At 41.0% G+C, this 25311-nt stretch carries 16 protein-coding genes and 1 pseudogene; 16 read left to right on the top strand and 1 reads right to left on the bottom strand.

What is annotated here, in order from left to right; genetic code table 11:
• The 10 genes and pseudogenes from ACR2F7_RS15725 to ACR2F7_RS15680 all read left to right on the top strand — a co-directional run.
• A pseudogene (locus tag ACR2F7_RS15725) lies at positions 1–202 on the top strand (six-hairpin glycosidase); the annotation flags it as partial.
• A complete protein-coding gene (locus tag ACR2F7_RS15720) occupies positions 202–1659 on the top strand; it encodes a sialate O-acetylesterase (protein WP_432714492.1) in 1458 nt (485 codons plus the stop codon). The pseudogene ACR2F7_RS15725 and the gene ACR2F7_RS15720, both read left to right, overlap by 1 nt.
• Positions 1659–4466, top strand: a complete 2808-nt coding sequence (locus ACR2F7_RS15715) for a glycoside hydrolase family 2 TIM barrel-domain containing protein (protein ID WP_432714491.1) — start codon at positions 1659–1661, stop codon at positions 4464–4466. Before ACR2F7_RS15720 ends, ACR2F7_RS15715 begins: the two co-directional genes overlap by 1 nt.
• Positions 4466–7207: a family 78 glycoside hydrolase catalytic domain gene (locus ACR2F7_RS15710; RefSeq protein ID WP_432714490.1), complete on the top strand. Its 2742-nt coding sequence runs from the start codon at positions 4466–4468 to the stop codon at positions 7205–7207. The genes ACR2F7_RS15715 and ACR2F7_RS15710 overlap by 1 nt, the downstream gene beginning before the upstream one ends.
• A 5-nt stretch (positions 7208–7212) precedes the next feature.
• Positions 7213–7890, top strand: a complete 678-nt coding sequence (locus ACR2F7_RS15705) for a DUF3826 domain-containing protein (protein WP_432714489.1) — start codon at positions 7213–7215, stop codon at positions 7888–7890.
• Between the two features lie 19 nt (positions 7891–7909).
• Positions 7910–9046, top strand: a complete 1137-nt coding sequence (locus ACR2F7_RS15700) for a sialidase family protein (protein ID WP_432714488.1) — start codon at positions 7910–7912, stop codon at positions 9044–9046.
• A gap of 1 nt (position 9047) precedes the next feature.
• Entirely contained in the window at positions 9048–10472 is a 1425-nt protein-coding gene (locus ACR2F7_RS15695; RefSeq protein WP_432714487.1) for an acetylxylan esterase, read from the top strand.
• Complete coding sequence (locus ACR2F7_RS15690; RefSeq protein WP_432714486.1) at positions 10459–11367, top strand: sugar phosphate isomerase/epimerase family protein; 909 nt, start codon at positions 10459–10461, stop codon at positions 11365–11367. The genes ACR2F7_RS15695 and ACR2F7_RS15690 overlap by 14 nt, the downstream gene beginning before the upstream one ends.
• A gap of 24 nt (positions 11368–11391) precedes the next feature.
• Positions 11392–13332 (top strand): right-handed parallel beta-helix repeat-containing protein, encoded by a 1941-nt coding sequence (locus ACR2F7_RS15685; RefSeq protein WP_432714485.1) that lies wholly within the window; start codon positions 11392–11394, stop codon positions 13330–13332.
• Position 13333: 1 nt separating this feature from the next.
• On the top strand, positions 13334–15535 hold the full coding sequence (locus tag ACR2F7_RS15680; protein WP_432714484.1) for an alpha-L-rhamnosidase C-terminal domain-containing protein: 2202 nt from the start codon (positions 13334–13336) through the stop codon (positions 15533–15535).
• A gap of 18 nt (positions 15536–15553) precedes the next feature.
• Here ACR2F7_RS15680 and ACR2F7_RS15675 read toward each other — a convergent pair whose 3' ends face one another.
• Complete coding sequence (locus ACR2F7_RS15675; RefSeq protein ID WP_432714483.1) at positions 15554–16336, bottom strand: IclR family transcriptional regulator; 783 nt, start codon at positions 16334–16336, stop codon at positions 15554–15556.
• 189 nt (positions 16337–16525) lie between these two features.
• On the opposite strand from ACR2F7_RS15675, the gene ACR2F7_RS15670 reads away from it, so the two are divergent.
• The 6 genes from ACR2F7_RS15670 to ACR2F7_RS15645 all read left to right on the top strand — a co-directional run.
• Complete coding sequence (locus ACR2F7_RS15670) at positions 16526–19294, top strand: family 78 glycoside hydrolase catalytic domain (RefSeq protein WP_432714482.1); 2769 nt, start codon at positions 16526–16528, stop codon at positions 19292–19294.
• 8 nt (positions 19295–19302) lie between these two features.
• Complete coding sequence (locus tag ACR2F7_RS15665) at positions 19303–20406, top strand: glycosylase (RefSeq protein ID WP_432714481.1); 1104 nt, start codon at positions 19303–19305, stop codon at positions 20404–20406.
• 33 nt (positions 20407–20439) lie between these two features.
• Positions 20440–22842 carry a beta-galactosidase GalB gene (galB, locus tag ACR2F7_RS15660; RefSeq protein ID WP_432714480.1) on the top strand — a complete coding sequence of 801 codons (2403 nt, stop codon included), beginning with the start codon at positions 20440–20442 and terminating at the stop codon, positions 22840–22842.
• 31 nt (positions 22843–22873) lie between these two features.
• Positions 22874–24034 carry an ABC transporter substrate-binding protein gene (locus tag ACR2F7_RS15655; protein WP_432714479.1) on the top strand — a complete coding sequence of 387 codons (1161 nt, stop codon included), beginning with the start codon at positions 22874–22876 and terminating at the stop codon, positions 24032–24034.
• Complete coding sequence (locus ACR2F7_RS15650; protein ID WP_432714494.1) at positions 24034–25182, top strand: CaiB/BaiF CoA transferase family protein; 1149 nt, start codon at positions 24034–24036, stop codon at positions 25180–25182. The genes ACR2F7_RS15655 and ACR2F7_RS15650 overlap by 1 nt, the downstream gene beginning before the upstream one ends.
• 7 nt (positions 25183–25189) lie before the next feature.
• Positions 25190–25311, top strand: a 122-nt coding sequence (locus tag ACR2F7_RS15645; RefSeq protein WP_432714493.1) for a CoA transferase, incomplete at its 3' end; no start/stop codon positions are given.

Raw genomic sequence — 25311 nt, 5'->3', positions numbered from 1 at the left:
GGTAAATGGTAAAGATGTGCTCACTAGTTTGGCCTTTGCGCCCGTAGAGACGGTTTCTAAAATTGTGTTCCGCACAGGTGAAATCCGCCGCTTTCCAGAGATAGATACACCAGCAGACCAGACTTATGATTTGAAAAATGGCGCTGTTAAATTAGAACCAGTGTCCTTTGCCATCAGTGGCTTAAAAACGGAGGAGTTTTAATGATTAACGGTCTGTGGATGAAGAAATATTTGTTGCTAACGGCTTTTATAGCGATGACGATGACCTTGAATGCAAAAGTACAATTGCCAAGGATCTTGTCGGGCAATATGGTATTACAACGTGATAAGCCTTTAAATATATGGGGCTTTGCGGCTCCCGGCGAAACGGTGACTGTTAGTTTTGCAGGGCAAAATAAAAGTACGGTAACAGATGCTGCCGGTAAATGGGCTGTAATTTTAACACCATTAGCCACTTCATCAAAACCAGGGGCCATGGTGATTAAAGGGACGAATGAAATTATCCTGGAAAACATTCTGGTTGGTGAAGTCTGGTTATGCTCAGGTCAGTCGAATATGGAATATGCCATGCGCAAGCTGGCAAAAATTGAAAAGCCGTTAAAGGAAAATTTGGGCTTTCCGGCCAATGAAGTTGCGAAGGCAAAAAATACGCAAATCAGGATCTTTTTAGTGAACAGGAAGACATTAAGCAAGCCTGATTCAACACATCAAAGCTGGAGTATTGCACAAGATTCTGCCTTAAGGTCATTTTCTGCGGTGGGTTATTTCTTCGCCAAAGAGCTGCAGGAAAAGCTGGGTATTCCAGTTGGTATTATTTCATCTGCCGTGAGTGGTAGTGCTATTGAGCCCTGGATAGCACAAGACTCTTTTAAGCAGGAAGCCTATTTTGCAGGTGAAAAGATAGGTAATGATCCGGGGAAATTCTATAACCCGATGATTGAGCCTTTAACAAATTTTGCCATTCGTGGATTTTTATGGTACCAGGGGGAAACCAATTGTTTTTTAAGGGAAAACATCAGTTATGCCTATAAAATAAAAACACTAATCAAGAGCTGGAGAGCTGCATGGAAGGATGATGAATTACCATTTTATGCAGTGCAAATTGCGCCTTTCAGCTATTCCAAAAGCAAAGGCAAGCTTTTGTTAGATGAAAATACTTTACCAGAATTCTGGGAAGCACAGGCGCAGGTTTTAAGAATGAAAAACACCGGTTTGGTGGTCACCACAGATTTAAATGACCATGCGGAAGACCTGCATCCTACCTATAAATGGGAGGTTGGAAGACGACTGGCTTTATGGGCATTGGCGAAAGACTATGGACAGAAAATCAGTTATACTGGGCCGGTTTATACCTCCATGAAAATTAAAGGATCGAAGGTGATTTTAAATTTTGATCATGCAGGCGATGGCTTATACAGCAATGACGGTCAGCAATTAAGTGGTTTTACCATTGCTGGCGCGGATGGAAATTTTGTGCCTGCTGCTGCCGTAGTCAAAGGCAATACGGTTATTGTTTCTTCTATCAAAATTAAAACGCCTAAAGCTGCAAGGTTTAGCTGGAATGAAAATGGCCATGCTAATTTTTATAATAAAAATGGTTTGCCTGCAATGCCCTTTCGCACGGATAACCCGCTTACCCCACAATTTAATGTTAAATAATGAAATTTAAGGCTTTACTTTTTCTTACGCTATTAACCATTTCATGCGGTGTTACTTTTGCACAGCAAACGGCTAAACTATATCTTTCCGGAACCGGGAATGAGGATACGGTAAACTGGGATTTTTTCTGTACTGCAGGTATGAATGCCCAAAAATGGACCACTATTCCTGTTCCTTCAAACTGGGAGCTGCAAGGCTTTGGAAAATATGATTATGGCTTTGCCAGTGACAGTGCACGTGGTAAAGAGGAGGGTTTTTACCGCTATAAGTTTAAAGTTCCTGCACAATGGAAAGGAACAACCATCAATATCGTCTTTGAAGGGTCTATGACCGATACGGAGGTGAAAATTAATGGTCAGCTGGCCGGACCAGTTCACCAGGGTTCTTTTTATGTGTTCCGTTACCCGGTACAGCAGTTATTAAAGTATGATGCAGAGAATTTTTTAGAAGTAAGGGTAGCCAAGCATTCGGCCAATCAATCTGTAAATGAAGCAGAAAGAAAAGCAGATTTCTGGTTGTTTGGAGGGATTTTTAGACCTGTTTTTCTTGAATCTTTACCTGTAACTCATTTTGAAAGAATAAAAATTAATGCCCGTGCAGATGGGCAATTTACAGCGGAAGCTAGTTTTGCAGGCACAGCCGACAGAATGGAAGTACAGCTCTATGATTTAGGTGGTAAAAAATTCGGTAAAAAAGGAACGGTGTCCATTTCGGAGATTAATAATAAAGCCGTTTTATCGCAGCAATTCAGCTCTCCAAAATTATGGTCAACAGAATTCCCAAACCTTTATACGGCTAAATTTACGCTTTATCAAAAGAACAAAGCCATCCATGTGATGGAAAAGAGAATAGGCTTTCGCACCGTTGAGGTGAAGGAGCGAGATGGGGTTTATATCAATGGCGCCAAGATAAAATTCAAAGGGGTCAACAGGCATTCCTTTAATCCATCTTCAGGAAGAACCACGAGCAAGAAAATCAGTATTGCTGATGTTTCGCTGATGAAAGAGATGAACATGAACGCGGTGCGCATGTCGCATTACCCACCTGACGGTCATTTCCTGGATGTTTGTGACTCCCTGGGTTTATTTGTCATGGACGAACTGGCCGGCTGGCATGGTCATTACGACACCCCTACGGGAACAAAACTATTGCAGGAGATGATGATCAATGATGAAAATCACCCATCAATAGTGCTTTGGGCAAATGGAAATGAAGGTGGTCATAACAGAGAACTGGATCATTTATTCAAAGAACAAGACATTCAGCAACGTGCCGTGATCCATCCATGGGAAATATTTGGTGGTTTTGAGACTACCCATTACCGGGAATACAACTATGGCATTGGCAATTACGACCTGGGGCATCAGATTTTAATGCCTACAGAATTTTTGCATGGCATGTTTGATGGTGGTCATGGTGCAGGCATTGAAGATTATTGGAAAGCGATGTGGAGTAATCCTCTTTCTGCAGGTGGATTTTTATGGGATTTCGCTGATCAGGGTGTGGTCCGTACCGATAAAAATGGAGAAATTGATACCGACGGAAATCGCGGTGCTGATGGTATTGTAGGTCCTAATCATCAAAAAGAAGCCAGTTTTTACACCATTAAAGAAGTGTGGAGCCCAGTATACTTTGAACACAGAGAGATGACTGCAGGTTTCGATGGCAGCTTTCTGTTGGAAAACAGGTTTTCCTTTACCAACCTTAACCAATGTAGCTTTAGCTGGGAACTGAAAAAGTTGAACGGGAAAAATAAACAAGCTGAACTTAGGACAGGAAAAGCAAATGCACCGGATGTGAAACCTTTAGAAAAAGGATTCCTTAAAATAGCTTTGCCGACTGACTGGCGTGAATTTGACGTGCTGCTGGTGACGGTGAAATCACCCGATCAAAAAGAAATATTTACCTGGAGCTTCCCTATAATACTTCCAGTGCAACAGGCAAAGAAAATGGTGGACACCACAGGAACAGCTAAAGTTGCAATCCAAAAAACGGCTGCTACTTTTGAAGTTTCAGCCAATGGCATCCAATTGGTATTTGATCAGAAAACGGGGATTTTATTGAAAGTGCAGAACGCCAAAGGATTGATTCCGTTTAACAATGGTCCGGTTTTACAGGAAGGCGTTAATAATTTCAGCAATTTCAATTTCCGTAGGTCGGGTGAAAAAGTGATTATTTCCTCTACCTTCAACAGAAAAGACAGCTATAATACCCTTGAATGGACTATCTATCCTTCAGGCTGGGTGAAGATGCAGGTTAAATATTTCCCTTCTGCCTATTTTACTACTTATGTAGGCGTTAATTTTTCTTATCCGGAGAAGAACATTAAAGGAGTATCTTACATGGGTAAGGGTCCTTACAAGGTATGGAAAAACAGGATGAAAGGAAATCAGTTTGGTGTTTGGAACAAAATTTATAATGAAACAGCCACAGGAGAAGTTCCCTTCGATTATCCTGAATTTAAAGGCTATTATTCAAATCTCTATTGGTGTGAGTTTATGGGTAAGGACCAATCATTTACCGTGGTGACCGATCAGGAAGATATCTTTTTAAGGCTGTTTACGCCTAAAAAGTCTAAAGATACGTCCTACGAAAACATGAGTATGACCTTCCCTTCAGGAGATATCTCTTTCATGAATGGTATTTCCGCTATTGGTACAAAAACCCAAAAGCCGGAAACCACCGGACCTATGGGCATGAAACATGTTTATTATGATTTTGAGAAAGAACCGGTAAGGGCACTGGACATGACCTTATATTTTGACTTTTCGGTAAATAATTCATCAGCAGCTTTATTAAAAAAATAATGAATATTAAAATATATACAGCCTTGATATGGCTCTTCATTGTACCTTTCAGCCTGGTGCAAGCACAGGTGAACCTGCAAAACCCACGCTGTGAAATGTTGCAGCAGCCCCTTGGTATTGACGTTGTTCAGCCAAGATTAAGCTGGGAAATAGTTTCTGCACAAAGGGATACCAAACAAACAGCTTACCAGGTAATTGTTTCTTCTACAGCAGAAAAACTGAACGCCGGACAGGGTGATTTGTGGGATTCAGGGAAGATTTCTACTGATCAATCTAATCAGGTAAGCTATAATGGTAAGGTGTTAAAAAGCCGTCAGGCTTGTTTTTGGAAAGTTAAGGTCTGGACAAATAATGGGGAGAGCACATGGAGCAGCACTGCGCTATGGACAATGGGTCTGTTAAATTACGCCGACTGGAAGGGCAGGTGGATAGGATTGGATAAGTCTTTTGCCTGGGACAAGGAAACACAATTTTCAAGGTTATCCGCAAGGTATTTCCGCAAAGAGTTTGAAGCAAACAAGCCCATTAAAAGGGCTACGGCCTACCTGATAGGATTGGGTTTATATGAATTTTACATTAACGGACAAAAAATTGGCGACCAGGTGCTGGCACCTGTGCCTACAGATTATAACAAGGGGGCAAAGTATAATACTTTCGATGTAACGAAACACCTTAAACAAGGGCTGAATGCTGTTGGGACAATTTTGGGTAATGGCCGCTTTTATACCATGCGTCAGGATTATAAACCTTATAAAATTAAAACTTTCGGCTACCCTAAAATGCTGTTGAACCTTGACATAGAATATGAGGATGGGAGCATTACCACTATCATCACTGACGATAGCTGGAAGGTTACTGCAGATGGGCCTATTTTGGCCAACAATGAATATGATGGCGAAGAATATGATGCGACGAAAGAAATGGCGGGCTGGAATACAAAGGGCTTTAATGACCAAAAATGGTTGAAAGCACAATATGTGCAGGAAACAGTTGGACCGCCTGAAGCACAGATGAACGAAAACATGAAAGTGATGGAGGTGGTAAAACCAGTTTCGGTCAAACAGCTTCAACCAGGGGTGTTTATCATGGATATGGGGCAGAACATGGTTGGATGGATCAAGTTAACAGTGAAAGGGCAACGCGGTGAAAAAGTAAGCTTACGCTTTGGTGAGAGTTTACAAAAAAATGGTGCCTTGTTTGATGAAAACCTTCGTGATGCTATTGTTACGGATCGTTATACGCTCAAAGGCGGCGGCGTTGAAAGCTGGGAACCTTCATTTGTTTACCATGGCTTCCGTTATGTAGAGATAAAAGGTTTCCCCGGAACCCCAACCATCAACGATTTTGAAGGTAAAGTAGTTTACGACGAAATAAAAACAACAGGTCAATTCAGCACTTCGAACCCTACCATCAACCAGGTGTTTAAAAATGCTTACTGGGGAATTAGGGGTAATTATAAAGGCATGCCAGTTGATTGTCCGCAACGCAACGAACGCCAACCTTGGTTAGGCGACAGAACCACTGGTGCCTATGGAGAAAGTTTCCTTTTTGACAATGGAAGACTTTATGCTAAATGGTTAAATGATATTCAGCAGGCCCAACGAACTGATGGCAGTATACCAGATGTGGCACCTTCCTTCTGGCGCTATTATAGCGATAATGTAACCTGGCCAGGCACCTATGTATTTGTTGCAGATATGCTGTACAGACAGTATGCAGACCAGGAACCCATTAAAAAACATTATGATTCCATGAATAAATGGATGAACTATATGCAGTCAAAATACATGACTGATGGTTTGGTAACCAAAGATAAATATGGCGACTGGTGTGTTCCACCAGAAGCTAAAGAAATGATTCATTCTAAAGATCCGTCCCGGCAAACTGATGGGGTGCTGATTGCCAGTGCAACTTATTATAAGTTATTGAACATGATGGAGAATTTTGCTATCCTGTTGAACAAACCTGAAGATGCAAAAAACTTTAAAGCACTGGCAGTACAATTGAAAGCAGCCTTTAATGCGAAGTTCTTTAACCAGGAAACCAAAAGTTACGGTAATAATGCGGTAACGGCAAATCTTTTACCTCTGGCACATGGGATGGTTCCTGAAAATGATGTGGATGCTGTTTTTAAGCATATCGTAGATAAAACGATGATTGATAACCAGGGTCATATCAGTACTGGTGTAATCGGGACACAATTTCTAATGCGGGGATTTAGTGACCACGGTCGTGCAGACATTGCATACAAATTGGCCACCAATAAAGATTACCCGAGTTGGGGTTATATGGCAGAAAATGGGGCGACCACCATTTGGGAATTATGGAATGGCAATACCGCTAGTCCGAAGATGAATTCGCAAAACCATGTAATGCTTTTAGGCGACCTGCTGATTTGGTATTATGAAAACCTGGCCGGTATTAAAGCTGCAACACCGGGCTTTAAAAAGCTGGAGATGAAGCCAGAGATCATTGAAGGTTTAACACAGGTGAATGCTTCCTATCAATCTATTCATGGCCTGATTAAAAGTGACTGGACTGCTCAGGCAAGCCAGTTTAACTGGAACATCACTATTCCTGCAAATACATCAGCCATCGTTTATATCCCTGCGGCATCGAAAGCTGCGGTGACGGAGAAAAATACAAAAAGCAAGGACCTTCAATTTTTAAGAATGGAGAAGGACCGTGCGGTATTTGAATTGGGCTCAGGAGATTATTCTTTTACAGTTAAAAATAAATAGAAGTAATGATGAAGAACTTTTTAAAACCATTTGTTTGCTGCACCTTATTGGTAACGGCAATATTGTTTTCTTTTAATGTACAAAGTCAAACCCAAAATCAAGGTCCTGATGCAGAGTCGGTAAAGAAAGCTACAGAATGGGTGAGTACACTCCACTTACAGGATGCACAAAAAGAAAGCAGGGTAAGTACAACCATTTCAACACATTTAACCGCAATCAGGAACTGGCATCAGGAACACCCTGCCAATACCGTTCCTGAGGGAATTAATCCGGTAACAGGGGTAAAGCTTTCTGAACTTGACCGTCAGATAATTGCTGATTCAGCCATTCCGGCAACGGTTCATGAGCAATTGATGCAGGGTCTGACCAAAGAATTACAACCAGCGCAAGTGGAAATGATATTGGATAAGTATACCATTGGCAAAGTTGCCTTCACTTTAGCAGGCTACAAAGCTATAGTGACAGATTTAACAGCAGAGGAAGAAAGTAAGATCACAGGTTTGCTGAAACAAGCAAGGGAGCAGGCTGTAGACTATAAGAACATGAAACAGATCTCTGCTATTTTTGAAATCTATAAAACCAAGGCGGAGCAATACCTGAATTCAAATGGCCGCAGTTGGAGAGCACTTTACAGTGCTTACACCAACAAAATCAAAGCAGAAAAAGCGAGTAAAAAACAATAATTACCTAATCATATAATTGATGTTAAAAAAAGGGTTGACCATAGCAGCAGTAGCGATATTTGTCTTTTCGGCAAACATCAATGCACAATCAGATAAATGGCGTTCAGGAATTGTATCCGAAGAGTTTTTGTATGAAAAGGCAGGTTTTCCATCCGTTCATTCAGCAACGATTGCAGAAACCCCAACTGGATTAGTCGCTGCCTATTTTGGGGGAACTAAAGAAAGAAATCCAGATGTGGAAATCTATGTCAGCAGGATGGTTGACGGAAAATGGCTTGCCCCAGTTTCTGTAGCGAATGGCATACAAAACGATTCTTTGCGCTTACCGACATGGAACCCTGTTTTATACCAGGTACCTGGAGGGGAATTATTGCTTTTTTATAAAATTGGTCCAAAACCTTCAGAATGGTGGGGATTAATGCGCAGGTCTGCTGATGGTGGTTTGACCTGGTCGGCAGCAGAGCAGTTACCCGATGGTTATATTGGACCTGTTAAAAATAAACCCGTTTTATTGAGTAATGGAAATTTAATGTCGCCATCAAGTAAAGAGGGGGATGGCTGGAAGTTACACTTTGAGGTGACTAAAGACCAGGGTAAAACATGGCGAATGATTGGTCCGGTCGTCGCTAATGGAATTGATGCCATCCAACCAAGTATCCTTGATCATGGAAAAGGCAAACTGCAGATTTTAGCTAGAACCAGGAATAGGTCTGTTGTGACTACCTGGTCGACAGACAATGGCGAAAACTGGTCGCCCTTAACAAAAATTAATCTTCCCAATAATAACTCCGGAACAGATGCCGTGACGATGAAAAATGGGAAACACGTATTAGTGTATAACCATGTTTTGCCTCCGGGTGAATTAGCCAAAGGACCAAGAACACCCTTAAATGTTTCTTTTTCTAAGGATGGGATGAACTGGGATGCGGCATTGATCTTAGAAGATTCTCCAATCAGCCAATATTCTTATCCTGCAGTGATTCAAACAGCCGATGGTTTATTGCATTTCATCTATACCTGGAGGAGGGAAAAGATCAAACATGTTGTGGTGGATCCTTCGAAAGTGAAATTGAGGAAGATCAAAAATGGCATATGGCCTAAAGTTAAAGGTTATACCGCGCCGGTAATTAAGGATGCTAAAGATGAGGAACAATAGGATGATGAAGCAAACCTTCCTTTTCTTAATGCTGATGTTTATAGCCTATGCATCACCCGTTTCTGCTCAAATACAGGATACAGATCATGCTTTCAGGAAACCTTTGCTAGAGGTGCTTACTGAAATTGAAGCGCGTTTTAAGGTGAAAATTAAGTATTCAGCTGCCCAGGTAGAAAACCGTTGGGTCAATTATGCGAACTGGCGTTTCAGAACAGATGTGGAGGAGACGCTGCGCAATATACTCAGTCCACTGGACATGAAGGTGAACAAAGAAAAGGAGAATATATATAAACTAAAGGAATACGAATATCACCGTTGGGAGGCAAAAGACGGTTGGGCTTATTTAGACCAGCTGGCTAAACAATACAATGACCAAAGCAGCTGGGAAAAAAGAAAAGCATTAGTCAGGCCAGCACTTTATAAGGCTTTACAGCTGTCGCCCTTGCCGGCACAGCCAAAAAGTAAACCTATCCTGACGCCTAAAAGAACAATGGATGGTTATACCGTAGAAAATATTGCTCTGGAAATATTACCCGGACTATATGTCAACGGCTCTATCTATCGTCCGCTAAAAATTAAAAATAATATTCCTGTTGTGCTTTCCCCAGATGGGCATTGGGCACAGCAAAGGTATCGTAAAGATTGCCAGATTCGTTGTGCCATGATTGCACGTATGGGTGCCATAGCCATCAGTTATGACCTCTTTGCCTGGGGTGAATCACTGCTGCAGTTTAAAGCAGAAGACCATCGACGCAGTCTTTCACAAACAATACAAACTTTAGGAGGCATCAGGATTTTAGATTATGTAATGTCTTTAAAAGAAACAGACAAAAGTCGCATTGGCATTAGTGGTGGCTCTGGTGGTGGCAGCCATACCACGTTAATGGCTGCTATGGATGAAAGAATTAAACTTTGTGCACCTATCGTTTCATTGTCTTCTTACTTTTATGGGGGCTGCCCATGTGAAAGTGGAATGCCTGTTCATTTTAGTGCTGGTGGCACCAATAACGTTGAACTTGCAGCCATGGCTGCACCAAATCCGCAGTTAGTGGTGTCTGATGGAAAAGACTGGACGGACCGTATGCCGGAACATGATTTCTTATACCTGCAAAAAATGTATGACTATTATGGAAGGGCTGATCAGGTAGAGAATGTACACCTGCCGGAAGAAGGACATGATTTTGGCTTTTCCAAACGCAAAGCATTATATGATTTCTTAATCAAAAACTTTAAGCTCAACGGAGCGGCAGTGAAAGATAAACAGGGAAATTACGAAGAACAATACTGTACCATAGAAAAAGAACCGGCTATGTATGTTTTTGGCGACCATGGTGAGCGACTACCATCAACGGCGATTAAAGGATTTGAACAATTGGAAGCCGTATTTAAAAAAGCAAATTTAAGTTCAGCAAATGAAACAAAATAATCTTTCGCCCCGCCGGACATTTATCAAGCAGTTGACACTGTTAACAGGTGGATTGATGCTTGCTCCGGAATTGATTTTTGCTTCTTCAGGTAAAAAATCAAACTATAAAGTGGCCGTGATTGATCTGATGATTTTAAAACGGCAGAAATTAAGTGCTTTGCAGTTAACTAAAGACATTGGTGCAGATGGTTTGGAAGTGGACATGGGTGGTTTAGGAAACCGCGATACTTTCGATAATAAACTTTCCGATCCGTTAATCCGTGAGCAATATTTAAATCAGGCTAAGGCCTTAAATATTGAAATCTGCTCTTTAGCCATGACTGGTTTTTATGCACAGTCACTTGCCACCCGCCCCACTTATAAGCGCATGGTTCAGGATTGCCTGGATACAATGAAAGCCATGAAGGTTAAAGTTGCCTTTTTGCCTTTAGGCATACAGGGTGATTTAATTAAATATCCGGAGTTGCGGCCGGTTTTGGTAGAGCGCTTGAAAGTAGCAGGAAAAATGGCCACTCAATTAGGGTTGACCATAGGGATTGAAACAGCCCTTGATGCTGAAAATGAGCTAAAACTCTTAAAGGACATTAATTCAAAAGGCATAAAAAGTTATTTTAATTTTTCTAATGCCATTAAAAACGGGCGTGATGTAAGTAAAGAACTTCAAATTCTGGGAAGAAAAAATATCATTCAAATCCATTGCACCAATGATGACGGTGTATGGCTACAAGACGATCCCAAAGTTAATTTGGTGAAAATAAAAGAGACCTTGGATGAGATGGGCTGGAAGGGCTGGCTGGTCATCGAGCGTTCGCGTGATGCCAATAATACTAAAGATGTGAAACGCAATTTTAGGGCGAATACAGATTATGTGAAGTCAATTTTTCAACAACGTTAATCCAGGTTATAAAAAAAACAAGCTATGCGCATAAAAAACCTTTATCCTTTGTGCTTTCTGGTGTTTATTTTCTCTCTGACATCTTTCAAGGTGGAAGCTGTAGAAATTTATGTCTCTTTGAATGGTTCAGATCAGCAATCTGGAATAAAGGAACAACCGCTGGCTACCTTGAATGCGGCTTTGCGTAAAGCACGTGAACTCCGTCGTTTGAATGATCCAGCAGTGAAAGATGGCATTTTAATCGTCATTGAAAAGGGCTTTTACAATTTAAAGGAGGCTGTTGTTCTTCGCCCTGAAGATTCAGGAACGCATGATAGTCCAACACGGGTAATGGCAGCGCCTCAGGCAGAAGTGATTCTCAGTGGTGGTGTAAACATCAAAAACTGGAAAAAAGCAAGTGGGAATATTAGTGGTTTACCAAAAGAGGCCAGGGGAAATATTTGGATAGCAGATGCACCGGTAATGGGCGGAAGGGTATTGGAATTTCGCCAGTTATATGTCAACGGCAAAAAAGCCGTTCGTGCCCGCGATGCTAATGGGTCTACGATGAACAGGATTCTTTCCTGGGATTTTAAAAAGCAGACCTGTAAAATACCTACACCTAAAAATCTTTCATTATCAAATGTAGAAGGTGTTGAAATGGTAATCCAGCAATGGTGGGCCATTGCCAACCTGAGGGTGAAGGCGGTTAAAGTGGAAGGAAAAGCTACTGAACTGTTTTTTATGGAACCCGAAAGCAGGATCCAGTCTGAGCATCCATGGCCGGCGCCATGGCTTTCAGAGAAAACAGGAAACTCAGCCTATTATTTAACAAATGCCATCCAGTTTTTAGATCAACCGGGAGAATGGTACGAAGACATTAAAAATAGGAAAATATATTACTGGCCCGCAAAAGAAGTGGATTTACGAACTGCGCAGGTGATTGCACCCTCTTTAGAAACTTTGGTTAAAATTGAAGGGACCATCGATCATCCGGTATCTCATGTTACTTTTAAAGGCATATCTTTTCAGCATGCTACATGGTTACGACCTTCGCAGCTAGGGCATGTGCCGCACCAGGCTGGCATGTACATGTTGGATGCTTATAAATTAGAAACCCCCGGTACCGCAGATAAAAAAGGTTTAGAAAACCAGGCATGGGTTGGTCGCCCGGCCGCTGCGGTGGAAGTCAGCTTCGCCCATCACATGGTCTTTGATTCCTGCCGATTCGAACATTACGCAGCTACAGGACTAGACTTGAAAAAAGGTACCCATGATAATGAGCTCAAGGGAAATCTTTTTAAGGATATTGGTGGCTCGGCGATCCTTGTGGGTACATTTTCTGACGAAGCAACGGAAGTTCATTTGCCTTATTTACCTAGCGATCAAAGAGAAATTTGTAAGAATGAAACAATCAGTAATAACCTCATTACAGATGTGACGAATGAAGATTGGGGCTGTGTGGGCATTGGTGCTGGTTATGTTCAGGCTATCAATATTTTACATAATGAGATCAATGATGTTTCTTATAGTGGCATCAGCATGGGCTGGGGCTGGACTAAAACAGCAAACGCCATGAGAGACAACATCATCAAAGGGAATAAAATTCACCATTACGGCAAATACCTTTATGATGTTGCTGGCATTTATACTTTGTCGGCACAGCCAGGATCTTTCATTACTGAAAATTATATCGACAGTATTTACAAAGCGCCCTATGCACATGATCCGGAGCACTGGTTTTACCTCTATACTGATGAAGGATCCTCTTTCATCACCGTGAAGGACAATTGGACGCCAGCAGAAAAACACCTTCAAAATGCTAATGGACCAGGTAATGTTTGGCAAAATAATGGTCCTCAGGTCTCTGAACAGCATAAGCAAGCCGCAGGACTGGAAAAGAGATACCAATACCTGTTAAAACATAAAGTTACCAACCCTACAAATCAACCTATTAATAGCAAAAAAGAAATAGACCTACACTAATATGAATAAATTATCTAATTCCTTCTTGAAGTTCAACTACCGAAATCTATTTGTTTCAGTGTTGATGGTGCTTTGCTGTATGTTTGATACCGCTAAGGCTCAGACCGCATCGTGGATCTGGTATCCTGGTGACTTTGACATCTGGATGTCTAATGTGATGCAAAACAGACGTACCGAAAGAGGTTCATTTTTTCCTCCTTTCTGGAAGATGGATAGCCATTATGTTTTAGTTGACTTCCATAAGGAGTTTGACTTGAAAAAAGAGGAAGAAGTAAAGCTTTATGTAGAAGGGCAGTATAATGTGAAAATTGATGGGCAGGCCATTGCTGGTTTTCCCAAACAGATCGTTATTCCTGCAGGCAAGCATAAATTGAGTTTAAAAGTTTATAGTCAGGATAAAGTGCCTGCCATTTTTGTGAAAGGGGAGACTGTCATGTCTGATGATTCATGGTTAACGACTTTTGAAGATAAAGAATGGATTGATGCCAGTGGCAAAACATCAGATAAATCAGGAACTACCTTTGTAAGTGTAGGTTCATGGAATTTAACAGATCCCTTAACGCCACCTTCGGCTTTTAAATTGCCAGTGAGACCTATGCGAGCTACAAAAGTGGAGAAACGGAAGGATGGCTTTATTGCAGATTTCGGAAAAGAGACTTTTGGTTTTATCAAGCTCCATGGTGTGAAAGGAAAAGGGAAACTCAATATCTATTATGGGGAGTCGAAAGAAGAAGCACAGTCCATAGAAAAATGTGAAACTTTAGACCTGTTGGAGTTGGCCCTGAGCACGAAAAAAGATACCATCATGCCTTTGTCGAAAGCTTTCAGGTATATCAATACAGCTTTTGACGGTGATATTACCGTAGATTCTGTAAGCATGCTTTATGAATACGCTCAGGTAACGGAAAAAGGGAGCTTTAAAAGTTCTGACGAGGAGCTTAATCAGATATATGACATCTCTAAATATACCTTTGAATTAAATACCAGGGAATTTTTCATTGATGGGATCAAAAGAGACAGATGGGTATGGTCGGGCGATGCTTATCAAAGTTATTTGATGAACTATTATGCTTATTTTGATTCGCCAACGGTGAAGAGAACATTGTTGGCGCAAAGAGGCAAAGATCCGGTAACAGCCCATATCAATACGATTATGGATTATTCCTTCTACTGGTTCCTAGGGATTTATGACTATTATCAATATACAGGAGACAAGAAATTCGTGGCGGATACCTATCCGCGAATGAAAAGCCTGATGGACTATGTTTTAAACAGAAGAAATAAAGACGGTTTATTAGAGTGGATGCCTGGCGACTGGATATTTATTGACTGGGCGGATAAACTAAGTAAAGAAGGAGAAGTGAGTTTTGAGCAACTTTTGTTTTGCAGGAGCCTGGAGACCATGGCTATGTGTGCAGAACTGTCGAACGACAATGTTGCGGCAGCAAACTATAATAAATTGGCTAAGGAACTTAAAGCGAAGATCTTTAGCTTGTATTGGGATGAAAATAAACATGCTTTGGTCCACAGTAGAATTGCTGGCCAGCCGACAGAAAATGTAACGCGTTATGCCAATATGTTCGGTATATTTTTCGATTACTTTAGTCCTGCACAAAAGCTGGAAGTAAAGAAACATGTGTTATTGAACGATCAGATCAATAAAATTACGACACCGTATATGCGCTTTTATGAATTGGAAGCCTTATGTGCCATGGGCGAACAAGCTTATGTGTTAAAGGAAATGAAAAATTATTGGGGAGGCATGTTGAAATTGGGGGCTACCTCATTTTGGGAAGAATATAACCCTGATAAAACTGGAGCAGAACATTTTGCAATGTACGGCCGCCCTTTTGGCAAAAGCCTTTGTCATGCCTGGGGTGCCAGTCCGATTTACCTATTAGGTAAGTATTATTTAGGCGTAAAACCACTTTCCCCGGGTTATGAAACTTATGTTGTTGAACCACAATTAGGCGGTCTGCAATGGATAGAAGGAAAAGTGCCTACACCATCAGGAGATATTGCTGTTTATTGCAGTAAGAAAGAAATTAAGGTAAAATCTGTTGCAGGTACAGGCACTCTTAAATTCAAGAGTAAATCAAAGCCTGTTTCAAAAGGGGCTGCGATAAAAGAAATTTCAAAAGGCTTGTATGAGGTAACTGTTGAAAAAAACAAGGCTTACGTCATCAATTATACATCATTGTAAGCTATAGGCTTATTGGCCTTATAGGGCTAATAAGCCTATTCTTTCTTCCATTTTTTTGACACACTTGAAAGCCTCGGCAAGTATTTCTTCGTTTTTAATGCTTTTGTTGATGTTTAAAGTAGTAAGGGTAGATATGGTGAGACAGGCGATAATACCTGAATTATTTTGCTTGCCCACAGGGACAGAAATATCAGTTACGCCTTCAGCAAGGTCACTGGTTTTGGTGTAATAGCCATTTTGCTGAATTTCATTTAAAGATTTTAAAAACCCATCTTTCTCGGTTTTTGAGTATTTCTTGTAGATAGTGTTGGTTTTTAAAATGCCTGCTCTTTCTTTTTCTGTCATATAAGCTAAAAGGACTTTCCCCGAAGCGGTTAAGGGAAGTGGAAATAAATTACCTTCTTCAATAGAGAGGGCAATAGGGCCGGGGCTTTTGGCATGAATGATCACCATCAATTGATCCATATAGAGAATACTGAGGTGACAAGATTGACGAACCTGGTGCGCAAGTTCTTCTAAGGGATATTGTGCTGCTTTACGTAATTCATCTACTGGAGAATGGCGGTGCGAGAGATAGAAGAGCTTTAGTGATAAGCGGTATTTACCAGAGAGTTCGTCTCTTAAAATATAACCACGGCTTTCCAGGCTCATCAGCATTCTGTAAATCTCATTTGGGGTTTTATCTATGCCAACGGCAATTTCGGTTTGCGAAAGTGGAACAGAGTGAGAAGAGAGGTATTCCAATATATCCAGGCCTTTGTCCAATGCTGGTGCCTGATATTTTGATTCGTTTTCTTTCATGGGCTTGAGTAGCGTATATTTTACAATGGTAATCTAACTAAAGGAGCGCTATGCGCATTCTAAAGGCTTTTATACTTTAGAAGAGATAAATATAGATTTTCATATTTAAAAAAAACATTTATATTTGAATTAGGAGCTAAATAAATTCTAACCAAATAAATTTCATTAAGACGAGGGCCTCCATCTATCATGAGCAAACTTTTAATATTTCTGGGGATTTATCTCTTTACAATACCAGTTTTTGCCCAACAATTAAGTATCACAGATTTAACTTGTGAATACCGGAATAATCCTCAAGGAATAGAAACATTATCTCCTGCATTAAGCTGGAAACTGAAGTCAACACAAAGAGAGGTTAAACAAACCGCTTTTCAGGTTCTTGTTGCGGACAACCCTTCAGCATTAGCGAAAGATAAGGGTAACATATGGGATAGCCAGAAAGTTTCTACAGCACAATCTATCCAACTACCATATAAAGGTAAAAGCCTAATATCTAACAAAACTTATTATTGGAAAGTAAAGGTTTGGGATAATAAAGGGAATGCTACATGGAGCGCTGTTCATCATTGGCAGATGGGCCTATTAAAGAAAGCAGACTGGAAGGAGGCAAAATGGATTGCCTATGAAAAGTTGAATGATTCGAATGTCAATATCCTGCCTACAGATGGTAAAAAAGATAAATACACCGGTAATAACATTTTGCCTTTATTGCGTAAGTCTTTTAAGGTCGATAAAGCGATCAAAAAAGCCACTATCTATATTTCAGGTTTAGGGCATTTTGAAATGAGCATGAATGGTAAAAAGGTAGGCGATCATTTTCTGGATCCTGGTTGGACCAAATACGATAAAGAAGCCCTTTATGTTACTTTTGACTTGACCAAAGAATTAAAAAAAGGGGAGAATGTAATAGGGGTAATGCTAGGCAACGGCTTTTATTATGTGCCGCCAGTGAAAGAGCGGTTTAGAAAATTGAAAGTTGCTTTCGGTTATCCTAAAATGATCTGTCGCCTGTTGATTGAATATAAGGATGGAACTTTCGCTAATGTGAGCAGTGACGAAAGCTGGAAGACTTCTCCATCAGCGATTACTTTCTCCAGCATTTATGGTGGTGAAGACTATGATGCAAATCTGGAACAGAAAGGCTGGGATGCAGCTGGATTTAATGATCAACGCTGGAAGCAGGTGATACTTGTTGACGGTCCTGCGCTCAGTTCGCAAAAGGCAGAACCTTTGAAGATCTTTGAAAACTTCGAGGCAAAAACTATTGTAAAACAAGAAAGTACTGGCGATTGGATTTATGATCTGGGCCAGAATGCTTCAGGTATTATTGAACTTAAGGTAAAAGGTAAAAAGGGCGATACGATAAAAATCATGCCAGCCGAACTGTTAAAAGCAGATGGAACTGTTAACCAAAAACCTACAGGGAGTCCTTTTTATTTTCAATATATATTAAAAGGTGATGGCATAGAACGCTGGTCGCCAAAATTTACCTATTATGGATTTAGGTATTTGCAAGTAAAAGGTGGTATACCAATTGGAGAGAGCAATACTGCAAATAAGCCCATCATTATCGGCTTAAAAGGCTTACACATGAGAAATGCGGCGGCAAGCGTAGGCAGCTTTGAAAGCTCTAATCAACTTTTTAACCAGACCAATAGTTTGATCGACTGGTCGATAAAAAGTAACATGATGAGTGTATTTACCGATTGTCCGCACCGTGAAAAACTAGGCTGGCTGGAAGAGCTTCATTTAATGGGCAGTGCTATCCGTTATAACTATGCTGCTGCACCTTTGTTTAAAAAGGCTTTGGTAGACATGCGGAATTCACAGACACCAGAAGGATTAGTGCCTGAAATTGCTCCAGAATATGTGAAGTTTGAATGGGGTGGCGATATGTTTCGTGATTCTCCTGAATGGGGCAGCAGCAGTATTTTACTTCCATGGTACCTTTTTCAATGGTATGGTGATGAGCAAGTGCTTGCTGAGAATTATTCCATGATGAAACGCTATATCGACTATTTAACGACGAAGGCAAATGGACATATTTTAACACAAGGACTTGGCGATTGGTATGACCTTGGACCTAAGCCCCCAGGTGTTTCTCAGCTTACGCCGATGGGCATTACAGCGACTGCCATCTACTACCATGATTTACAAATTATGGAAAAGATTGCTGCACTGCTTTCCAAACAAGCCGATGCCGTAATTTACCGCAATCTTGCAGTTTCTGTCCGCAAGGCCTTTAATCAAAAATTTTTTAATGTAGCCACTAAACAATACGGCTCTGGTAGTCAGGCTGCCAATGCCATGGCTGTTTATATGGAACTGGTTGAACCGGAGCATAAAACGGTTGTGGTTGATCAAATTGTTAAAGACATCAGGAGCAAGAATAACAGTTTTACTGCCGGAGATATTGGTCACCGTTATTTATTGAGGGTACTGGAGAATGAAGGCCGGTCGGATGTGATTTTTGAGATGAACAGCAGGGCAGATGTACCTGGATATGGCTACCAGATTGCGAAAGGCGCCACGGCACTCACAGAATCATGGGCGGCTTTACCTACCGTGTCTAACAACCACTTGATGCTTGGGCATTTGATGGAGTGGTTTTATACAGGCCTCGGTGGCATAAGACAAGAAAACGATGGCATCGCTTTTAACCATATTAAAATTTATCCCGAAGTGGTGGGCGATGTAAAAGCTGTAAAGAGCAGCTACGAATCGCCTTATGGCTTAATCGCCACAGATTGGAAGAAGGCTGATGGTTCTTTTGAGCTTAAGCTAACCATTCCAGCAAATACCATGGCAACGGTTTATATACCTGCACAAAAAGCACAAAGCATCATAGAAGGCGACGCGCTGGTTAAGGATCGTCAAGAGATTAACCTTGTTGGTTATGAAAATGACCGGGTGATCATCAAAATTGGTTCAGGCAACTATCATTTTAAAATTCAATAATTCAAGTGATGAAAATAATTACCCTTATTGGTCTTTTAGGCTTTACAATGGCTACCGTTACAGCCCAGGAACAAAGGAAGGCTGTTTCAGCTGCACAAATGCAGCAGATTTATGATGAGGTGAAAACACCCCATAAATATGGCCTTGTGATTGTTCCTAAAGATGATGGACTGAAAATGGACTGCCCTACCGTCTTTCGCAAAGGAAATTCATGGTACATGACCTATTTGATTTATGGTGGTCGTGGTTATGAAACCTGGCTGGCAAAAAGTAAGAATCTACTGAAATGGGAGACTATGGGAAGGATCATGTCATTTTCCGATACGACAAAATGGGATGCTAACCAAAAAGCCGGATATAATGCTTTACAGGATACGAAATGGGGAGGGAGTTATCAGCTGAAAACCTATAAAGACAAGTATTGGATGTCTTATTTTGGTGGAGCATCAACAGGTTATGAGGCTGGTGATCTTTCTATTGGCATAGCTCATACCAAAAAACACCCTTCCATTGTACAGGAATGGGAACGATTGAAACAACCTGTATTAACGGCTAAAGATGACGATGTGAGTTGGTGGGATAACAGGAAATTATTTAAAAGTTCCATCATCAGAGATAAGAAAAAATTGACCGGTCATGAGTTTGTGATGTATTACAATGCCAATGGTGATTCAGCAAAGAACAACTTAAAGACAAGGTGGTTTGAGAGAATTGGAATGGCGGTGTCCGATGACATGACTACCTGGAAAAGATTGGGCACAGAACCAGTCGTACATCATCCTGTAGGCATTACGGGTGATGCTGTGATTCAAAAGATTGGTGATGCCTGGGTGATGTTTTACTTTGGTGCTTTTTGGCAGGATAGAAAAGGAGGATTCAATCGGTTTGCAGCTTCACACGACCTGATCAACTGGACAGACTGGACAGGCGATAACCTTATTGAGCCCTCAGAAAAATACGACGAATTGTATGCACATAAATCTTTTGTATTGAAGCATAAAGGAGTTGTTTACCATTTTTACTGTGGTGTAAACAAAAAAGATCAACGTGGAATTGCGGTGGCTACTTCTAAAGATTTAGGAAAAAGCGAACTTCAATTCATTGCCAAATAATAAGCCTCTAGAAGAAAAAAAATGTCAGAACATATGCTCAAGTTTAAACTATTCCTGCTGTTCATTTTGTTCAGCTTTGGTGCTGAGGCACAAACAAGAACCCGACAAAACTTTAACCAGGATTGGAAGTTCTTTCTTGGCGATATGCAACAAGCTAAGTCTACGAATTTTGATGATGCTGGTTGGCGGAAGTTAAACCTGCCTCATGACTGGAGCATTGAAGGCGCTTTTAGTGAGAAAAATCCTGCTAAACCAGAGGGTGGAGGTTTACCTACAGGCATCGGTTGGTACAGGAAATCATTTTCCATAGCTGCAGATTTCAAAAAGAAAAGCTATTACATTGAGTTCGATGGTGTATATAAAAATAGTGAAGTATGGGTAAACGGCGTATTTATAGGTGCCCGCCCTTTTGGTTACATCTCTTTTTCTTATGAATTGAGCAAATACCTTAAAGCGGGGAAAAATGTAATTGCTGTTAAAGTTGATAATTCTGCACAGCCAGATTCACGATGGTATTCTGGGTCAGGTATATATAGAAACGTTTGGTTGACTTCAACAGCTAAAGTGGCGGTAGATCATTGGGGAACATTTGTTACTACGCCAAAGGTGGATGAGCATTCTGCTGTTGTTGACTTACAAGTTGCCATAAGAAACCAGGGGAGCTTAGGTGCCAAGGTTAATGTGGAGTCTTCCATTTACAATGCAAAAGGTGTGCTTGTTGCCACTGCCAAAAGTAATAACGTTTTATTAAGTGATACACTGAAAAAATTCACGCAGCAAACGCTAGTTAAAAATCCGGAACTATGGTCTACAGCTCATCCTGCTTTATATAAAGTAGTAACTAGAATTTTTAGCAAGAAAGTTCTTCTGGATCAATATGAAACATCACTAGGTATTAGGTATTTTAAGTTTGACGCCTTAACTGGATTTCACCTGAATGGAAAGCCTCTGAAAATTCTTGGGGTTTGTAACCACCATGATCTGGGTGCTTTAGGAGCTGCAGTGAATACAAGAGCGATAGCACGACAGCTGGAGATATTAAAAGCGATGGGCTGTAATGCCATTAGAACTGCGCATAATCCACCTGCACCTGAGTTACTGGAACTTTGCGATCAAATGGGATTTCTTGTCATGGATGAGGCTTTCGACATGTGGAAGAAAAAGAAAAACTCGAAAGATTACCACCTGGAATTTCCAAAATGGCACCAAACGGATCTGGAGAGTATGGTAAAGCGTGATAGGAACCATCCTTCCATCATTTTATGGAGTGTTGGAAATGAAATAAGAGAGCAATTTGACAGTACAGGCGTAGCTATTACCAAAAGCCTGGTGAAGATGGTGAAGGATTTAGATACTTCGCGGTTAGTGATGTCTGCCTTGACAGAAACAGATTCTACAAAGAACTTTATTTTCAAGGCGGGTGTGCTTGATCTTTATGGACTTAATTACAACCACAAATTATATAAAGACTTCCCTGAAAATTATCCAGGTCATCGTTTTTTAGCAACAGAGACAACCTCCGCATTAGCAACAAGAGGTTATTATGACGTAGCGCCGGACAGTATTCGTCGCTGGCCAAGGGATGGTAAAACCAAACTTACTGAAGGGAATGCCGACTGGGCAGTTTCTGCCTATGATAATGTCTCAGCCTATTGGGGTTCTACGCATGAGGAAACCTGGAAAGAAGTAAAAAAGTATCCACATGTGTCAGGGTTATTTGTTTGGACAGGTTTCGATTACCTGGGTGAGCCTACTCCATATCCATGGCCTGCAAGAAGTTCATATTTCGGTATCGTTGACTTAGCAGGTTTCCCAAAAGATACTTATTACATGTATCAAAGTGAATGGACGGATACACCGGTGCTTCATATTTTACCACATTGGACCTGGACAGCAGGGAAAACCGTAGAAGTTTGGGCCTACTACAATCAGGCTGATGAAGTAGAATTATTCCTAAATGGCAAATCTCTGGGTTCCAGAAGTAAAAAAGGAGAGGATTTACATGTGGTATGGCAGGTACCTTACTTACCAGGAACATTAAAGGCGGTATCCCGAAAAGATGGCCGGGTTATATTGACGAAAGAAATTAAAACAGCAGGGAAAGCGGCAAAAATTGAGTTAGTAGCTGACCGTTCAACAATCACTGCAGATGGGAAAGACCTATCTTTCGTAACGGTGAAAATTATGGACATTGATGGAAATCTAGTGCCTGAAGCTGCAAATTTAGTTCAGTTTTCTATTGAGGGTGAAGGATTTATTGCAGGCGTCGACAATGGTTACCAGGCAAGTTTAGAACCATTTAAAGCCAGTTACAGAAAGGCGTATAATGGACTGTGCCTTGCCATTGTGCAGTCTACAGGAAAATCAGGTAACATTAGATTAAAGGCATCTGCTGCAGGTTTGTCCTCAGCCACCATCATACTTAAGGCCAAATAAGAAATAATAACATGACAAGAAATATAAGCTAATGGCTGAACAAATGATTTTAAAAGGTATCACCTGGAACCATAGTCGTGGTTTTACACCGATGGCAGCTACAGCACAGCGATTTTCAGAATTAAATCCTGGTGTAGAAATTAAATGGGAGAAAAGAAGCTTACAGGAATTTGCTGATTTTTCCATTCAGGAACTGGCAGGGAAGTTTGATTTACTGGTGATTGACCATCCATGGGCGGGTTTTGCAGCAAAAACTGAATCAATTATTCCTCTTGACCAATACCTTGATGCCGCTTATTTAAAAGACCAGGAAGAAAATACCGTAGGGGCTTCTTTTAAAAGTTATACTTATAATGGGCATCAGTGGGCTTTGCCCATAGATGCAGCAACACCTGTGGCTTCTTCAAGACCAGATATACTGGCGCAAAAGGGATTAAAACTGCCGGAAACATTTGAAGAACTAATGGCGCTGGCTGATTTAGGCTTAGTTGCCTTTGCCGGAATACCCATCGATGTATTGATGAATTTTTATACCTTTTGCTGTTCCCTGGGCGAAGATCCATGCATGCTGGAGGATGAAATTGTTTCTTCTGAAACTGGCATTCGTGCATTGCAGCTTTTTCGTCAGCTGGCTTCAAAAATAGATGAGCGCAACTTTAGCAGAAACCCCATTCAGGTTTATGAAGCCATGAGCAGTACTGATGATATTGCTTATTGTCCTTTTGCCTACGGCTATTCAAATTATTCGAGAAATGGTTATGCACAGCATCTACTGCATTTTCATGATATGATCACTTTGGATGGAAAGACAAATTTACGGAGCACACTTGGAGGTACCGGTCTTGCCGTTTCCTCTGCATCTTCAAATATCTCAATGGCAGTGAAATACGCTGCCTTTGTGGCTTCGCCAGCTTGTCAACGTAGCCTATATGCTGAAAGTGGTGGCCAGCCTGGGCATTTAAATGCCTGGATGGACAGCGAAGTAAACAGACAAAGTCAACAATATTACCTGAATACTTTACCTGCCTTACAACGTGCTTTTTTAAGACCTCGTTACCATGGTCACATGTTCTTTCAGGACCATGCAGGTGATTTGGTCAGGGACTATTTAATGAATGGCGGAAATGAAACACAGGTATTATCCGCTTTAAATAAATTATATGTCAGCTCTAAAAATTTAAAGGTGTCATGATGAATAAACCATTAGAAGGGCTGCTGGTTTTAGAGTTCTGTCAGTTCCTGGCAGGACCATCGGCAGGCTTAAAGCTTGCCGATTTAGGTGCCAGGGTTATAAAAATTGAGCGTCCACTAAAAGGGGATGCCTGCAGACAGCTGGCTATTAAAAACTTGTTCATTGATGACGATAGTTTATTGTTTCATACCATTAATCGCAATAAAGAATCCTACGCTGCAGATTTAAAAGATCCTGAAGACCTGGAACGTTTAAAGAAGCTGATTAGCAAGGCCGATATCATGACCCATAATTTCAGACCAGGGGTAATGGAGAAGATTGGTCTGGATTATACTGCCGTGCAATCGATTAATCCTAAAATTATCTATGGTGTAGTGACTGGCTATGGCAACAAAGGAACATGGGCAAATAAACCGGGACAGGATTTGTTAGTGCAGTCTTTATCAGGCTTAACTTACCTATCAGGAAGCAGTACTGACGGGCCTGTGCCATTTGGTTTATCAGTATCTGACATCATGTGTGGCCACCACCTTAGCCAGGGCATTCTTGCAGCCTTGATCAAAAGGGCAAAAACAAGGAAAAGTGTTCTTGTAGAGGTGAGCTTACTGGAATCTATATTAGATGTGCAGTTTGAAGTGCTCACTACTTATTTAAATGATGGCGCAAAACTTCCACAACGCAGTGCCGTAAGAGGAAGTGCGCATGCCTATTTAAGTGCCCCTTATGGAATTTATGCAACTGCGGATGGCTTTATTTCACTGGCCATGGGAGACTTGCAACACATCTCTTCGGTTATTGGCTGTGACCTCTCTGCCATCTATGGAGAGGCAAATGATGCCTTTGAAAATAGGGATGAAATATTAATACAATTGTCGGCAACCTTAAAAAATGAAGTTAGCCAGCATTGGCTGAAAATACTCGATGCCAAAGGAATTTGGTGTGCTGAAGTATTAAATTACAAAGAAGCAACCAGGCTGGCCGCTTTTAAAGAATTACAGATTCAACAAACGTTGGATTTAGGTGGAGGGAAATCTATTCAGACCACCAGATGTCCTGTGCAGCTGGATGGTTATAAATTATACAGTAACAAGGCAGCTCCAAAATTAGGGGTTGACAATCAAACTATTAACAAGGAATTTGCCCTTTAATCTAGCTATGAAACCACTTGAAGACTATTTAGTCATAGATTTTAGCCAGTTTTTATCTGGTCCTTCGGCCAGTTTGCGCTTTGCAGATATGGGAGCAAGGGTCATTAAAATTGAACGTACCGGAACTGG

It is taken from the genome of Pedobacter sp. (genome assembly GCF_045628745.1).
GTDB lineage: Bacteria > Bacteroidota > Bacteroidia > Sphingobacteriales > Sphingobacteriaceae > Pedobacter.
Note: the sequence above shows the minus strand (reverse complement) of the source record. Positions and strands in the feature narration are given on the sequence as shown.

Bases quoted from the DNA above. Each gene is read 5' to 3' on its own strand.
- ACR2F7_RS15685 (WP_432714485.1), top strand. From the start codon at position 11,392: ATGCGCATAAAAAACCTTTATCCTTTGTGCTTTCTGGTGTTTATTTTC.
- ACR2F7_RS15675 (WP_432714483.1), bottom strand. From the start codon at position 16,336: ATGAAAGAAAACGAATCAAAATATCAGGCACCAGCATTGGACAAAGGC.
- ACR2F7_RS15705 (WP_432714489.1), top strand. From the start codon at position 7,213: ATGATGAAGAACTTTTTAAAACCATTTGTTTGCTGCACCTTATTGGTA.
- ACR2F7_RS15680 (WP_432714484.1), top strand. From the start codon at position 13,334: ATGAATAAATTATCTAATTCCTTCTTGAAGTTCAACTACCGAAATCTA.
- ACR2F7_RS15650 (WP_432714494.1), top strand. From the start codon at position 24,034: ATGAATAAACCATTAGAAGGGCTGCTGGTTTTAGAGTTCTGTCAGTTC.
- ACR2F7_RS15695 (WP_432714487.1), top strand. From the start codon at position 9,048: ATGATGAAGCAAACCTTCCTTTTCTTAATGCTGATGTTTATAGCCTAT.
- ACR2F7_RS15700 (WP_432714488.1), top strand. From the start codon at position 7,910: ATGTTAAAAAAAGGGTTGACCATAGCAGCAGTAGCGATATTTGTCTTT.
- ACR2F7_RS15670 (WP_432714482.1), top strand. From the start codon at position 16,526: ATGAGCAAACTTTTAATATTTCTGGGGATTTATCTCTTTACAATACCA.
- ACR2F7_RS15655 (WP_432714479.1), top strand. From the start codon at position 22,874: ATGGCTGAACAAATGATTTTAAAAGGTATCACCTGGAACCATAGTCGT.
- ACR2F7_RS15720 (WP_432714492.1), top strand. From the start codon at position 202: ATGATTAACGGTCTGTGGATGAAGAAATATTTGTTGCTAACGGCTTTT.
- ACR2F7_RS15690 (WP_432714486.1), top strand. From the start codon at position 10,459: ATGAAACAAAATAATCTTTCGCCCCGCCGGACATTTATCAAGCAGTTG.
- galB (WP_432714480.1), top strand. From the start codon at position 20,440: ATGCTCAAGTTTAAACTATTCCTGCTGTTCATTTTGTTCAGCTTTGGT.
- ACR2F7_RS15665 (WP_432714481.1), top strand. From the start codon at position 19,303: ATGAAAATAATTACCCTTATTGGTCTTTTAGGCTTTACAATGGCTACC.
- ACR2F7_RS15710 (WP_432714490.1), top strand. From the start codon at position 4,466: ATGAATATTAAAATATATACAGCCTTGATATGGCTCTTCATTGTACCT.
- ACR2F7_RS15715 (WP_432714491.1), top strand. From the start codon at position 1,659: ATGAAATTTAAGGCTTTACTTTTTCTTACGCTATTAACCATTTCATGC.